Origin of the sequence: Brachybacterium phenoliresistens, assembly GCF_000576425.1 — a bacterium.
In the GTDB taxonomy this organism is placed as follows: Bacteria; Actinomycetota; Actinomycetes; order Actinomycetales; family Dermabacteraceae; genus Brachybacterium; species Brachybacterium phenoliresistens.
In genome coordinates this window covers 81,624-95,217 of record NZ_KK069998.1, presented here as the reverse complement: position 1 = coordinate 95,217, position 13,594 = coordinate 81,624, and the positions used below count along the sequence as shown (strand labels likewise).

Sequence of the window (13,594 nt, the reverse complement as noted above, 5' to 3'; positions counted from 1 at the left end):
TCAGCCCTTCAGCGAGCCGATCATCATGCCCTTGACGAAGTGCTTCTGCACGAACGGGTAGGCGATGAGCGGCGGGACGGACGCGATGATGATCAGGGCGTACTTGAGCTTGTCGGCGATCTGCTGCATCTGCGCGATCCGCTCGGGATCGGCATTGGCCATCTTCGAGGGATCGAAGGTGTTCTCCAGCAGGATGTTCCGCATGACCAGCTGCAGGGGGTACAGGTCCTCGTCGGTGAGGTAGATGAGCCCGTTGAAGTACGCGTTCCAGGTGGCCACGCCGTACAGCAGCAGGTTCACGGCGATGATCGGCTTGGACAGCGGCAGCACGATCCTCCAGAAGAAGCGCATGTCGCTGGCGCCGTCGATCCGCGAGCACTCCAGCAGCTCGTGGGGGATCGTGGTCTGGAAGAAGGTGCGGGTGACGATGAGCTGCCACACGCTCACCGCGGTGGGGATGATCATCGCCCAGATGGTGTTGAGCATCCCGAGGTTCTTCACCACGAGATAGGTCGGGATCATGCCGCCCGAGAACATCATCGTGAGGACGAACATGAGGGTGAACAGGTTGCGGCCCACGAGGTCCGCCCGCGAGAGCGCGTAGCCGCCCATCACGGTGACCGCCGTGCCCACGAGCATCGCCGACCCGGAGTACAGCAGCGAGTTCAGGAAGCCGCGCGTGATCGCCGGGTAGTCCAGGACCGCCTGGTAGGCGTCCATGCTGAAGCCGACGGGCCACAGCCACATCTCCCCGGAGGAGACGGCCGTGGGATCCGAGAGCGAGGCGCTGACGATGTACACGAACGGGTACACGATCGTGAGCGTGAACAGGGCCAGCAGCACGATGAGGACCACGTTGAGGATGCGGTCCGAGCGCGGGTCCTTGATGCGCCGCACGCCGGGCGGCGACACCGCGGGTTGAGCTGTCATGGGGAGGTGACCTTCCTGCCGCAGACCCGGATCAGCTGTACTGCTGGTCGTAGGCGGTCTGGTGGATCTCCGTGTAGGTGGTGATGCCGATGGCCTTCGCGGTCTCGAGGTACTCGTTCCAGTCGGCGTCCTTGCTCGCGTCCTTCTTGCCGGTGGCGAAGTTGGCGATGGTCTGCTTGAGGTGCGCCTCGAGGTTGGTCTCGATCTCGCCGATCTGGGCGGACTGGTCGAGGTCGAAGACGACCGGCGGGACGCCGGACTCCTCCTTCGTGGCGAACGGCTCGTAGGCCTTGCCGGCTGCGTACAGGGTGGGCTCGACGGTCGAGGCCTCCGGCAGCACGGCCTCGCCATGGCGCTGGTCCATCGACTTGTACAGCGGGCCCCACTCGCGCCAGGCCTGGTTCTTGAGGTCCTCCGGGGTGGGCAGGACCTTGTAGATCGCCTGCCGCCCGTCGATGCCCTTCTCGCCCTCGGTCGCGTAGTCCCAGCCCACGCCCTGCTCGCCGCGGCCCACCGAGATGGTCAGCCCCAGCTCGAACTGGTAGTCGGCCCAGCGGATCATCTGCACCGGGTCCGGGCAGTCGGGGGTGATGACGAAGTTGGGGTAGCCGTAGGAGAAGTGGTCCCACTGCGCGGTGCGCACGCCGCCGGGCCCGGCCATCGGGGCGATCGGCACCATGATGTTGGCGACGTTGTCCGGGTCGGCGTAGTCGAGGGTCGCCGCGAAGTGGAAGGACGAGTACCCGTAGGCCATGCCGAACATCGGCCCCTGCGCCCCGTCGCCCAGCTTCTGGTACTGCTCCGGGGTGTTCGAGAGGATCCCGGCGTCGAAGTTGCCCTTGGCGAACTGCTCCTGGATCCAGACCATGCCCTCGCGGAAGGCCGGGTCCTCATGGATCCACTCCAGCGTCTGGCCGGACCGGCGCAGCCACAGGGACGGCATCTCGAGGAAGGAGCCCAGGAAGAACTGCATCAGCTGCAGCATGGTCTCGGCGCTGGCCGTGGTCAGGACGGAGCCGTCCGGCTTGCCGGTGTAGGCGCGGAACTCGTCCATGAGCACGCTGTAGTCGTCCAGGGTCTCCGGGGCGCTCGCGCCCACGCCCTCGAGCCAGTTCTTGTTGATCCAGGTGCGCACGTTCGCGGACTTGCAGTGGTAGCAGTCGTTCATCGACGGCACGGCATAGAGCCGCCCGTCGGGGGAGCTGTACTGCTGGCGCATGCCGGGGAAGGCGGCGAACATGTCCAGGATGTGCGGGCAGTTCTCGTCGATCAGCTTGTCCAGCGGGAGGAACATCCCCTGCTGGCCGTAGATGCTGATCTCGTTGAGGTTGAAGATGCCCTGCCCGACCATGAGGGCGTGCGGCAGGTCCCCGCCCGCGACGATCGCGTTGACCTTGGTCTTGCCGTCCTCGCCCGCCGGGACCGTCACGTAGGTGGCGTTCACGCCGGTCTTCTCCGCCACCAGCGTCGAGTAGTAGTTGGTGGCGAGGTCCATGTCGGGGTCGACCTGGCTGAGGATGGTGAACTCGGTCTCGCCGTCGCCGAAGGGCTCCAGCTCGCGGGCCCGCGGGCCCACGTAGTCCTCGGGGTAGAGCACGCCCTCGATCTCCGGGGCGAGCTCGACGGTGAGCTCGGCGCTGCCGGGGGTGTAGTCCTCGCCGCCGGTGGTCTCCGTGTCCTCTCCGCCGCCGCAGGCGGACAGGACCAGGGGGACGGCCACCGAGGTGGCGCCGACGGCGGCGCTGCGGCCCAGGAAGGCGCGCCGGCCCAGTCCTGAGCGGGATGCCGGCTCCGTCGGGGGCGTGGGGTGGTCCAGGGGTGCGCGATCAGTCACGGGAGACTCCTTCGTCTTCAGCGCGGATGGGGGGTGCTACGACAGACGGACTATGACATAGACCCGACGAATGAGGCAAGCGTCGTGCGCGCCTGGTGACCGTTCGGTGACGGGGTCTGACTGATGACTGAGCGGCGAGCCGCTGACCAGGGCGGATGTGCTGAGCAAATGTCGGATGTTTGCTTGCCTTGCTCGGAGGGGTGACGTACAGTCTTCAAACATCCGAGGTCTGACGCGGTGCTGCTGCGGTCCGGACCCCCACTGCCCGAGAAGGTCTTCGATGCCCACGTTCACGTCCCTCGACGTCACCGACGTCCGCTTCCCGACCTCGCAGTCGCTCGACGGCTCCGACGCCATGAACAAGGACCCCGACTACTCCGCGGCCTATCTCGAGCTGACCACCTCCGAGGGGGAGACGGGCACGAGCCTGGTCTTCACCATCGGCCGCGGCAACGACGTGCAGTCCGAGGCGATCCGCGCCCTCTCGCACCACGTGCTCGGGCGCGGCGTCGACGAGGTCCTCGCCGACATCGGCGCCGCCGGCGCCGCCATGATCGCCGACTCCCAGCTGCGCTGGCTGGGCCCGGAGAAGGGCGTCATGCAGATGGCGATCGGGGCCGTCGTCAACGCCCTGTGGGACCTGCGGTGCATGCGCGAGGGCCGCCCGCTGTGGCGGGTGCTGGCCGATCTCACCCCCGAGCAGCTCGTGGACCTGGTCGACTTCCGCTACCTCGAGGACGCTCTCACGCGCGCCGAGGCGCTGGAGATCCTCGAGGCCGCCCGCCCGGGGCGGGACCGGCGCATCGCCGAGCTCGAGGCCGAGGGGTACCCCGCGTACACCACGACCCCGGGCTGGCTCGGATACTCCGACGAGAAGCTCGAGCGCCTCCTGCGGGAGGCCCGGGACGCGGGCTTCGACATGGTCAAGCTCAAGGTCGGCGCCGACCTCGAGGACGACCTGCGCCGCTTCGCCATCACCCGGCGCGTCCTCGGGGAGGACTTCCTGGTCGCCACCGACGCGAACCAGCGCTGGGGAGTCGAGGACGCCGTGGCCGCCGTCGGCGCGCTCTCCGCGGCGCGCCCGTACTGGATCGAGGAGCCCACCAGCCCCGACGACGTCCTCGCGCATGCCGAGATCCGCCGGCGCATCGCCCCCGTGCGCGTGGCCACCGGCGAGCACGTCCACAACCGGATCATGTTCAAGCAGCTGCTGCAGGCCGGCGCCGTCGACGTCGTCCAGATCGACGCGACCCGGGTGGGCGGGATCCACGAGAACCTCGCCATCCTCCTGCTCGCGGCGAAGTTCGGCGTCCCGGTCTGCCCCCATGCCGGGGGCGTGGGGCTGTGCGAGATGGTCCAGCACCTGGCGATGCTGGACTTCGTCGCGATCACCGGCACCATGGAGGACCGGCGCATCGAGTACGTCGACCACCTGCACGAGCACTTCGTCGAGCCCGTGCGCATCCAGGGCGGCCGCTATCTCGCGCCGCAGCAGCCCGGCATCGGAGCCCGCATGCTCCCTGCCTCGATACAGTCCCACCGGTTCCCCGACGGGCCGGTCTGGAAGGAGCTCGCATCATGACCGACCCCCACGCCTGGTTCGACGAGGCCCGCTTCGGGCTCTTCGTCCACTTCGGCCTCTACGCCATCCCCGCCCGCCACGAATGGTCCATGACCCGCGAGCGCCGCACCGTCGAGGACTACGCGCGCTACGCCGAGGTCTTCGACCCCGACCGCTTCGACGCCCGGCGCATCGCCCGCGCCGCGCGCGAGGCCGGCATGCGCTACGCGGTCCTGACCACCAAGCACCACGAGGGCTTCTGCCTGTGGGACAGCGACCTCACCGACTACACCTCGCAGACCGCCTGCGGCCGGGACCTCGTCGCCGAATGGGTCGAGGCCCTGCGGGCGGAGGGGCTGCGCGTCGGGTTCTACCACTCGCTGCTGGACTGGCACCACCCCGACTACACCATCGACCTGCAGCACCCCCTGCGGGACCACCCGGACCGCGAGAGCCTGAACGCCGGGCGCGACATGGCCCGCTACCGCGAGTACCTCCACGGCCAGGTGCGGGAGCTGCTGACCCGCTACGGCACGATCGACTACCTGTTCTTCGACTTCACCTACGCCTTCGAGGGCGGGAAGTTCCCGGCCGACTGGGACGCCGAGCACCTGATGGCGATGGTCCGCGAGCTCCAGCCCGGGATCCTCGTCAACGACCGGCTCGGCATCCCCGGGGACCTCGTCACCCCCGAGCAGTACCAGCCGGCGGCGCCCATGACCGACGAGCACGGGACGCCGGTGCGGTGGGAGGCCTGCCAGACCACCAACGGCTCCTGGGGGTACGACCGCGACAACCTCGAGTTCAAGAGCGCGGACCTGCTGCTGCGGATGCTCGTGGACTCCGTCGCCAAGGACGGCAACATGCTGCTGAACGTGGGCCCCGACGGGCGCGGCGGCCTGCGCCGCGAGGACGTCGACGTGCTCGCGAGCATCGGGGACTGGATGGAGCTGCACGGCGAGTCCGTCCACGGCGCCGGGCCCGCCGAGGGCCTCCGGGCGCCCGAGGGCACCCTGCTCACCCAGCGCGGCGACCGGCTGTACGTGCACCTGACCACCTGGCCGATGCAGCACGTGCACATCAGCGGGCTGGCCGGGAAGGTCCGCTTCGCGCGGCTGCTGCACGACGGCTCCGAGGTCGCGCACACCACCATCGATCCCGAGCAGAAGGCGTGGAACACGACCGTCGGCGGCCTCGGCGCGGACGTGGTGACCTTCACCCTGCCGATCATGCGCCCCGACGTGCTGCTGCCCGTGCTCGAGATCCGCCTGACCGGTCAGGAGTGAGGCCGATGCAGACCATCGCCCTGCACACCCGCATCGCCGCCGGCCACGAGCAGGACTACGAGCGCGAGCACGCCGTCATCCCCTCCGATCTCGATGCGGCGCTGCGCCGTGCGGGCGTCGGCTCCTGGAGGATCTGGCGGGACGGCCGGGACCTGTTCCACGTGGTCGAGGTCGAGGACTACCGCGCCATGCGGCGCGCGCTCGCCGAGGACCCGACGAACCTCGCCTGGCAGGAGCACATCAACGCCTTCCTCGAGGTCGCCGACTCCTACGCCGGCGACGACGACGGCATCCCGCTGGTCTGGGCGCTGCCCGAGCAGGCCCCGGCGCCGGGCGGGGGAGCGGCATGAGCACGGGCCGCGGCGTGGACCTGCCGGCCTTCGGCTTCGGCGCCGCGCAGATGGGCAACCTCTACCGCGTCACGCCCGAGGACATGGCCGAGGCCGCCCTCGAAGCCGCCTGGGACGGAGGCCTGCGGTACTACGACACCGCACCGCACTACGGCATGGGGCTGTCCGAGCGGCGCCTCGGCGCGATGCTGTCCACCCGCCCCCGGGAGGAGTTCGTGCTCTCCAGCAAGGTCGGTCGCCGGATCGTCCCGAACCCCGGCGGAGGCGCGGGCGACGACCTCGACCACAGCTTCGCGGTGCCCGATGCGACCCGCCGGGTGTGGGACATGAGCGCCGACGGCGTGCGCCGCAGCATCGAGGAGTCGCTGGAGCGCCTGGGCCTGGACCGGCTGGACGTGGTCTACCTCCACGACCCGGAGGAGGGCCCCGAGGACCAGGGCCTGGACGAGGCGATCCCCGCGCTGGTCGCCCTGCGCGAGCAGGGCGTCGTCTCCGCCATCGGCGTCGGCTCCAAGTCCGATCTGACGCTGGCCCGCTTCGTGGCCACGGGCGCCCTGGACCTGGTGATGATCTCCGGGCGCTACACGCTGCTCGAGCAGCCCGCCGCGCGCGAGCTGCTGCCGCTGTGCCAGGAGCACGGCACCTCCGCCGTGGCGGTGAGCGTCTACAACTCGGGGATCCTCGCGAGCGATTCCCCCTCGCCGGACTCCTCCTACGAGTACGGTCGCGTGCCGCGCGAGGTCTGGGAGCGGGCCGTCGCGCTCGCCGAGACCTGCCGCGAGCACGGGGTGAGCCTGCCGGAGGCGGCAACGCACTTCCCGCTGCGCCACCCGGCCATCGTCAACGTGACCCTCGGCATGCGCTCCCCGGAGCAGGTCGCCTCGAACCTGTCCCGCATGCAGGCGCAGATCCCCGACGAGCTGTGGGAGGCGATCGACGCGATGGGCGGCGACCGTGCGCTGTGACGCCCACCTGCACCTGTGGGACCCGGAGCGCAGCCCGTACGCCTGGCTCGCCGGGGCGCCGCAGCCGCTGCGCCGCGCCTTCCGCCCCGAGGAGGTGCTGGAGGCGCTCGGTGCGCGCGGGATCGACCGCCTGGTGCTCGTCCAGGCCGACGACACGCGGGAGGACACGACGCTGATGCAGGAGCTGGCGCGGGAGATCCCGCGCCGCGCGCCGGGGATCGGGGCGGTCGGCGTGGTGGCCTGGCTGCCGCTGGCCCGGCCCGACCTGGTGGGGGAGCTGCTCTCCGACACCGAGGCGATGGAGCACGTGGTCGGGGTGCGCCACCTCACCCATGACGACCCGGATCCCTTCTTCCTGCGCCGGGACGAGGTCGGGCGATCCCTCGCACAGCTCGCGGAGGCCGGCCTGCCGCTGGACGTCCCCGACGCCTTCCCGGCGCAGCTGGCGTACCTTCCCGAGCTGGCGGCGGAGCATCCGCGGCTCACCATCGTGCTCGACCACCTGGGCAAGCCGCCCCTCGGCGACGCGGCGGCCCTGCGCACCTGGCGCGAGATGCTCTCCCGCCTGGCCGCGCAGCCGAACGCGGTCGCCAAGTGCAGCGGCCTCGCCACCAGCGGCCCGGAGACCGATCCGGCCGCCCGCGCCGAGGGGATCGCCGCCGCGCTCGAGCACGCCCGCCGCTGCTTCGGGGCCGAGCGCCTGCAGTTCGGCTCGGACTGGCCGATCGCGCCGGCCGTCGGCGACTACGCCTCCGCCGCGGACCAGGTCCTCGCCCATCTCGGGACGTGGTCGGAGGCCGAGCAGGGCGCCGTACTCGGCGGCACCGCCGACCGCGTCTACCGCGGGAGGGCGTGAGCTCTTCCGCCCTCCGGCCGATGCGGAGGGCGGAGGTGCTCAGTCCTCGAGCTCGGGGACGGCCTCCGTCGAGGCGCGCAGCGGGACGCCCTCGGTGCCCGTGAGCGCGGCATGGCTCAGCCACATCTCCGCCCCCGCGACGTGCACCGCCGCCCATGCGCGGGCGAGGTCCCTGCGGCGGGCCCGCAGGGCGTCCAGGATCGCCCGGTGCTCGTCGAGGGTCTTGGCGACGGCGCCGGTCTCGGTGATGCCGCGCCACACCCGGCCGCGCACGGTGGCGTGGGCGATGCCGTCCAGCAGGGAGGACATGTAGGCGTTCCCGCAGGCGGCGTTGATGATGCGGTGGAAGGAGATGTCCGCGGCGACGAGGGACTCGACGTCCGTGCCCTCGTGCAGCGGCTCCATTATCCGATCGAGCTGGTCCAGGGTCGCGTCGTCCAGGCGGTCGCAGGCCAGCTCCACGGCCGTCGGCTCGAGCACCCGGCGCACCTCGAACAGCTCCAGGACGGAGCTGTCGCGGTGCAGCTCGACCACGAAGCCGAGCGCCTCCAGAAGCACCGAGGGCTCCAACGAGGTCACGTACGTCCCGTCCCCCTGGCGCACGTCCAGCACCCGGATCAGCTCGAGCGCCTTGACGGCTTCGCGCAGCGAGTTGCGCGAGAGCCCCAGGGACTCCGAGAGCTCCTTCTCCGGGGGCAGACGGTCGCCGGGACCGATCGAGCCGTCGACGATCATCTGCTTGATCGCAGTGATCGCCTTGTCCGTGACTGCCATGCGTCCTCCTCGGGTGCCGGTGGGTGCCGGTGATGGAATGGTACGTGCCCTCCCTTTCACGCCAGGGGCGAACAGGGCGGACACCCGCCCTCCGGCCGCGTAGGCTCGACGCATCTACCACCACCGGATGGGGGAGGACCATGTTCGAACGCTTCACCGATCGCGCGCGCCGCGTCGTCGTCCTGGCTCAGGACGAGGCACGTCTGCTCAACCACAACTACATCGGGACCGAGCACATCCTGCTCGGCCTGATCCACGAGGCCGAGGGGGTCGGCGCCAAGGCCCTCGAGGCCCTCGGCGTGACCCTGGACGCCGTGCGCGAGCAGGTGCGCGACATCATCGGCGAGGGCAACCAGGCGCCGACGGGGCACATCCCCTTCACCCCGCGCGCCAAGAAGGTGCTCGAGCTGAGCCTGCGCGAGGCCCTGCAGCTGGGCCACAACTACATCGGCACCGAGCACATCCTGCTGGGCCTGCTGCGCGAGGGCGAGGGGACGGCCGTCAAGGTCCTCTCCCGCCTGAAGGCGGAGCCCGCGGCGGTGCGCCAGGAGGTCATCGAGCGCCTGTCGGGCTATCAGGGCAAGGAGCCCGCGACCGCGGGCGGACCCGCCGAGGGCCAGCCGGCCGGCTCCCTCGTGCTGGACCAGTTCGGCCGCAACCTCACCCAGGCCGCGCGCGACGGAAAGCTCGATCCGGTCATCGGCCGCGAGCACGAGGCCGAGCGCGTCATGCAGGTGCTCAGCCGCCGCACCAAGAACAACCCGGTGCTGATCGGCGAGCCGGGCGTCGGCAAGAGCGCGGTCGTCGAGGGGCTGGCCCAGTCGATCGTGCGCGGCGACGTGCCCGAGACCCTCAAGGACAAGCAGCTGTACACGTTGGACCTCGGTTCCCTGGTGGCGGGCTCCCGCTACCGCGGCGACTTCGAGGAGCGCCTGAAGAAGGTGCTCAAGGAGATCCGCACCCGCGGCGACATCATCCTGTTCATCGACGAGATCCACACGCTCGTCGGGGCGGGCGCCGCCGAGGGCGCCATCGACGCCGCCAGCATCCTCAAGCCCATGCTGGCCCGCGGCGAGCTGCAGACCATCGGGGCGACCACCCTGGAGGAGTACCGCAAGCACATCGAGAAGGACGCCGCGCTCGAGCGCCGCTTCCAGCCGATCCAGGTGGGCGAGCCCAGCGTCACGCACACCATCGAGATCCTCAAGGGCCTGCGGGACCGCTACGAGGCGCACCACAAGGTGACCATCACCGACGGCGCCCTCGTGGCCGCCGCGAACCTCGCCGACCGCTACGTCAACGACCGGTTCCTGCCGGACAAGGCGATCGACCTGATCGACGAGGCCGGCGCCCGCCTGCGGATCCGCCGCCTCACCGCGCCGCCGGAGCTCAAGGAGTTCGATGCGCGCATCGAGGAGACCCGCAAGCGCAAGGAGGAGGCGATCGACGGCCAGGACTTCGAGAAGGCCGCCTCCCTGCGGGACGAGGAGCAGCGTCTGAAGGCCGAGCGCGCCGAGAAGGACAGCGCCTGGCGCCACGGGGAGAACGATGCGGTCACCACGGTGTCCGAGGAGGTCATCGCCGAGGTGCTGGCCGCCTCGACCGGCATCCCGATCGTGAAGCTGACCGAGGAGGAGTCCTCGCGCCTGCTGCACATGGAGTCCGAGCTGCACAAGCGGGTCATCGGCCAGGACGAGGCGATCAAGGCCCTGTCCCAGGCGATCCGCCGCACCCGTGCGGGTCTGAAGGATCCCAAGCGCCCCGGCGGCTCGTTCATCTTCGCCGGCCCCACCGGCGTCGGCAAGACGGAGCTGGCCAAGGCGCTCGCGGAGTTCCTGTTCGGCGACGAGGACTCCCTCATCCAGCTGGACATGTCCGAGTTCGGCGAGAAGCACACGGCCTCGCGCCTGTTCGGCTCGCCCCCCGGATACGTCGGCTACGACGAGGGCGGCCAGCTCACCGAGAAGGTGCGCCGCAAGCCGTTCAGCGTGGTGCTGTTCGACGAGGTGGAGAAGGCCCACGTCGACATCTTCAACTCGCTCCTGCAGATCCTCGAGGACGGTCGCCTGACCGACTCGCAGGGCCGCACGGTCGACTTCAAGAACACCGTCATCATCATGACCACCAACCTGGGCACCCGCGACATCGCCAAGGGCGTGTCCATGGGCTTCCAGGCCGGCGGCGACCTCGCCACCGACTACGAGCGGATGAAGGCGAAGGTCAACGAGGAGCTCAAGCAGCACTTCCGGCCCGAGTTCCTCAACCGTGTCGATGACGTGGTCGTCTTCCCGCAGCTCTCGCAGCAGGAGATCATCCAGATCGTGGATCTGATGATCGCCAAGCTCGCGGTGCGCCTGGCGGAGAAGGACATGACGCTGGTGCTGACCGATGCCGCCAAGACCCTGCTCGCCGAGAAGGGCTACGACCCGGTCCTCGGCGCGCGGCCGCTGCGTCGCACGATCCAGCGGGACATCGAGGACGCCCTCAGCGAGAAGATCCTGTTCGGCCAGGTCCACGCCGGCGACGAGATCCAGATCGATGCGGAGGGCGAGGGGCTGCTGGGCGAGTTCCGCTTCCTCCGTCGCGAGGCCGACGGCGAGCCGGTGGAGATCTCCGACGCCGTCGACATCGACTCGATCACGCGGGCCCGTGCCGAGGAGGCCACGCAGTCCGAGGCTCCCTCCGACCAGGACAGCGGCGCGAGCGCCAGCCACGCGTCCTGAGCCCCCGCGAACGCCGCGGCCCCCAGGGGGTCGCGGCGTTCGCCGATCATCCTGAACCTCCCACGGAAGGGGAGCACACGGAGTGAACCTCATCGAGGACTGGATCCTCTCGCTGGCCGATGCCTGGTGGATCTACATGGCCGTCTACGTGCTCTCCGCCTTCGACGGCTTCTTCCCGGCCGTCCCCAGCGAATCGGTCATCGTCACGCTGTCCTCCCTGTGGTCCTCCTCCGGCCGGCCGCTGATCTGGCTCGTGGCGCTGCTGGCCTGGGCCGGCGCGTTCACCGGCGACAATGTGGGCTACCTCATCGGCCGCACCGTGGGCACCCAGCGGTTCCGCTTCCTGCGCGAGGGCAAGGGGAAGGTCGCGGTGGAGGCCGCGGAGGCCGGGCTGAACAAGCGCGCCCTGCTGTTCCTCATGACCGCGCGCTACATCCCCTTCGGGCGCACCGCCGTGAACCTCGTGGCCGGCGCCGTGCACTACCCGCACCGCAAGTTCTGGCACCGGTCGCTGGCCTCCACCTTCGTCTGGGCCGTGTACTCCTGCGTGATCGGCGCGGTGGCCGGCGCCTGGTTCGAGAACCACCACCTGCTGGCCGTCACCGTCGCGCTGGTGCTCGCGGTCGTCATCGCGCTGGTCGTCGAGCGTCTGGTCACGGCCCTGCATCGGGCGCTCGACGCCCGCGCGGAGCGCCGCGAGGCCGCGGAGGACGCCCTGCGCGCCGAGCGCCGCACCGCCGCCGAGGAGGAGGCCCGGGCCGATGTCGAGCCGGGATCCCCGCGCGGCCTTCCCGACAGCCCGGACCCCGTCGACGAGGAGATCACCCCGTGAGCATCACCCTGCGCCCCGCCCGCCCGGCCGACGTGCGGGCGATCGAGGCCCTCGTGCTGCCGCTGGCGCACCGCAAGATCCTCCTGGCCAAGGAGCTCGTGGCCTACTACGAGGCCATCCAGGAGTTCACCGTCGCGGTGGACGAGGACGGCCAGGTCGTGGGCTGCGGGGCCCTGCACGTCATGTGGGAGGACCTCGCCGAGGTCCGCACCCTCGCCGTCAGCGACGCCGTCCGCGGCACCGGCGTCGGGCACCGGCTGCTGGACGAGCTCCTCGCGCGGGCCCGGGCGCTGGGCCTGGCGCGGGTGTTCTGCCTGACCTTCGAGGTGCCCTTCTTCGAGCGGCACGGCTTCGAGGTCCTCGCCGACGGCGGCGTGGACCCCGAGGTGTACATGCAGCTGCTGCGCTCCCACGACGAGGGCGTCGCGGAGTTCCTCGACCTCGCCCGCGTCAAGCCGAACACCCTCGGCAACACCCGCATGATCCTGCGCCTGGAGAGCTGACCCCCGCCGTCGATGCGCGCGGGCCGGGACCGGCGCGTGCTCAGCGCGGCAGGTGCACCAGGTCGCCGTCGCGCATGGCGAGGCCGTCGGCCAGCAGCGTCCCCAGGCAGCGGCGCACCCGGGCCGGATCCTCGGGATCCAGCGCGAGCAGCAGGGGGACGGGCACCTGATCGGCCGAGCGCAGGGCCGCCATGATCCGGCCGCGCATCTGCCGGTCCGTCCCCTCGAAGCGCTGGGTCCGCCGCGGGGCGTCCGCGGGCGCCTCGGGCCGGCCGGCCCGATCCCAGGCGCAGTGCGCGCGCACCGGGCAGAGGCCGCACTGCGGGGAGCGGGCCGTGCACACCAGGGCGCCCAGCTCCATCACCGCCTGGTTCCACAGCACGCTGCGCTCGGTCTCGTCCGGCAGGGTCGCCTGCGTCATCGCCCGTTCGCGGGCCGTGTAGGAGGGGGCGGGACGCTGCTCCCCGGCGATCGTCCGCACCAGCACCCGGCGGATGTTCGTGTCCGCCACGGCGGCGCGGCGCCCGAAGGCGAAGGCGGCGACCGCGGCGGCCGTGTACTCGCCGATCCCGGGCAGGGCGCGCAGCTCCTCCTGCGTGCCGGGGACCCGGCCCGCGTGCTCGCGGACGATCGCCCGGGCGCATTCCTGCAGCCGCAGGGCCCGGCGCGGGTAGCCCAGCCGGTCCCAGGCGCGGAGCACCTCGGCCGTCGGCGCCTCGGCGAGATCCGCCGGGGTGGGCCACTGCGCCATCCACTGCCGCCAGCGCGGCAGCACCCGGACGACCGGGGTCTGCTGGAGCATGATCTCGGAGACGAGGATCCCCCACGGGGTCGCGTCGTCCTCCCGCCAGGGAAGGCTGCGGGCGCTGCGGGCGAACCAGCCGATCACGGCATCGATGCCGGCATCGGGAAGACGGGGGAGGGCGGAGTCGGGCACCCGCAGACGGTAGCGCACATGCGCACGGGGCGGGACCGAACGG

At 71.0% G+C, this 13,594-nt stretch carries 12 protein-coding genes; 8 read left to right on the top strand and 4 right to left on the bottom strand.

Annotation, left to right across the window (positions count from 1 at the left end; all coding sequences use genetic code 11):
- Entirely contained in the window at positions 1-930 is a 930-nt protein-coding gene (locus BF93_RS13170) for a carbohydrate ABC transporter permease (protein ID WP_051486940.1), read from the bottom strand.
- Between the two features lie 31 nt (positions 931-961).
- Positions 962-2,764, bottom strand: a complete 1,803-nt coding sequence (locus BF93_RS13165; protein WP_038373232.1) for a type 2 periplasmic-binding domain-containing protein — start codon at positions 2,762-2,764, stop codon at positions 962-964.
- A gap of 280 nt (positions 2,765-3,044) precedes the next feature.
- Between BF93_RS13165 and BF93_RS13160 the strand changes: the two genes are divergently transcribed.
- Genes BF93_RS13160 through BF93_RS13140 form a run of 5 tightly spaced genes read left to right on the top strand, consistent with a single transcriptional unit; the run spans position 3,045 to position 7,782 of the window.
- Positions 3,045-4,346, top strand: coding sequence for an enolase C-terminal domain-like protein (locus tag BF93_RS13160; protein WP_038373231.1), 1,302 nt, complete (start codon positions 3,045-3,047; stop codon positions 4,344-4,346).
- Positions 4,343-5,611 carry an alpha-L-fucosidase gene (locus BF93_RS13155; RefSeq protein ID WP_038373229.1) on the top strand — a complete coding sequence of 423 codons (1,269 nt, stop codon included), beginning with the start codon at positions 4,343-4,345 and terminating at the stop codon, positions 5,609-5,611. The genes BF93_RS13160 and BF93_RS13155 overlap by 4 nt, the downstream gene beginning before the upstream one ends.
- Before the next feature lie 5 nt (positions 5,612-5,616).
- On the top strand, positions 5,617-5,961 hold the full coding sequence (locus tag BF93_RS13150; protein WP_038373228.1) for an L-rhamnose mutarotase: 345 nt from the start codon (positions 5,617-5,619) through the stop codon (positions 5,959-5,961).
- Positions 5,958-6,926, top strand: a complete 969-nt coding sequence (locus BF93_RS13145) for an aldo/keto reductase (RefSeq protein WP_038373226.1) — start codon at positions 5,958-5,960, stop codon at positions 6,924-6,926. Before BF93_RS13150 ends, BF93_RS13145 begins: the two co-directional genes overlap by 4 nt.
- On the top strand, positions 6,916-7,782 hold the full coding sequence (locus tag BF93_RS13140) for an amidohydrolase family protein (protein ID WP_038373225.1): 867 nt from the start codon (positions 6,916-6,918) through the stop codon (positions 7,780-7,782). Before BF93_RS13145 ends, BF93_RS13140 begins: the two co-directional genes overlap by 11 nt.
- Before the next feature lie 39 nt (positions 7,783-7,821).
- Here BF93_RS13140 and BF93_RS13135 read toward each other — a convergent pair whose 3' ends face one another.
- Positions 7,822-8,556 carry a FadR/GntR family transcriptional regulator gene (locus tag BF93_RS13135; protein WP_051486939.1) on the bottom strand — a complete coding sequence of 245 codons (735 nt, stop codon included), beginning with the start codon at positions 8,554-8,556 and terminating at the stop codon, positions 7,822-7,824.
- A gap of 140 nt (positions 8,557-8,696) precedes the next feature.
- Between BF93_RS13135 and BF93_RS13130 the strand changes: the two genes are divergently transcribed.
- The 3 genes from BF93_RS13130 (at position 8,697) to BF93_RS13120 (ending at position 12,614) form a co-directional block, all read left to right on the top strand.
- Positions 8,697-11,279: an ATP-dependent Clp protease ATP-binding subunit gene (locus BF93_RS13130; protein WP_038373224.1), complete on the top strand. Its 2,583-nt coding sequence runs from the start codon at positions 8,697-8,699 to the stop codon at positions 11,277-11,279.
- A gap of 82 nt (positions 11,280-11,361) precedes the next feature.
- The gene (locus BF93_RS13125; protein ID WP_051486938.1) at positions 11,362-12,111 is read left to right on the top strand and encodes a DedA family protein; all 750 of its coding nucleotides are present in this window, start codon (positions 11,362-11,364) and stop codon (positions 12,109-12,111) included.
- Positions 12,108-12,614: an amino-acid N-acetyltransferase gene (locus tag BF93_RS13120; protein ID WP_038373222.1), complete on the top strand. Its 507-nt coding sequence runs from the start codon at positions 12,108-12,110 to the stop codon at positions 12,612-12,614. The genes BF93_RS13125 and BF93_RS13120 overlap by 4 nt, the downstream gene beginning before the upstream one ends.
- A gap of 40 nt (positions 12,615-12,654) precedes the next feature.
- Here the strand turns inward: BF93_RS13120 and BF93_RS13115 are convergent, their stop codons facing one another.
- On the bottom strand, positions 12,655-13,551 hold the full coding sequence (locus BF93_RS13115; RefSeq protein ID WP_232226418.1) for an HhH-GPD family protein: 897 nt from the start codon (positions 13,549-13,551) through the stop codon (positions 12,655-12,657).
- Positions 13,552-13,594 lie beyond the last annotated feature (43 nt).

Excerpts from the sequence above, each read along its gene's own strand:
- BF93_RS13170 (WP_051486940.1), bottom strand. The coding sequence starts at position 930 with ATGACAGCTCAACCCGCGGTGTCGCCGCCCGGCGTGCGGCGCATCAAG.
- BF93_RS13160 (WP_038373231.1), top strand. The coding sequence starts at position 3,045 with ATGCCCACGTTCACGTCCCTCGACGTCACCGACGTCCGCTTCCCGACC.
- BF93_RS13155 (WP_038373229.1), top strand. The coding sequence starts at position 4,343 with ATGACCGACCCCCACGCCTGGTTCGACGAGGCCCGCTTCGGGCTCTTC.
- BF93_RS13150 (WP_038373228.1), top strand. The coding sequence starts at position 5,617 with ATGCAGACCATCGCCCTGCACACCCGCATCGCCGCCGGCCACGAGCAG.
- BF93_RS13145 (WP_038373226.1), top strand. The coding sequence starts at position 5,958 with ATGAGCACGGGCCGCGGCGTGGACCTGCCGGCCTTCGGCTTCGGCGCC.
- BF93_RS13135 (WP_051486939.1), bottom strand. The coding sequence starts at position 8,556 with ATGGCAGTCACGGACAAGGCGATCACTGCGATCAAGCAGATGATCGTC.
- BF93_RS13130 (WP_038373224.1), top strand. The coding sequence starts at position 8,697 with ATGTTCGAACGCTTCACCGATCGCGCGCGCCGCGTCGTCGTCCTGGCT.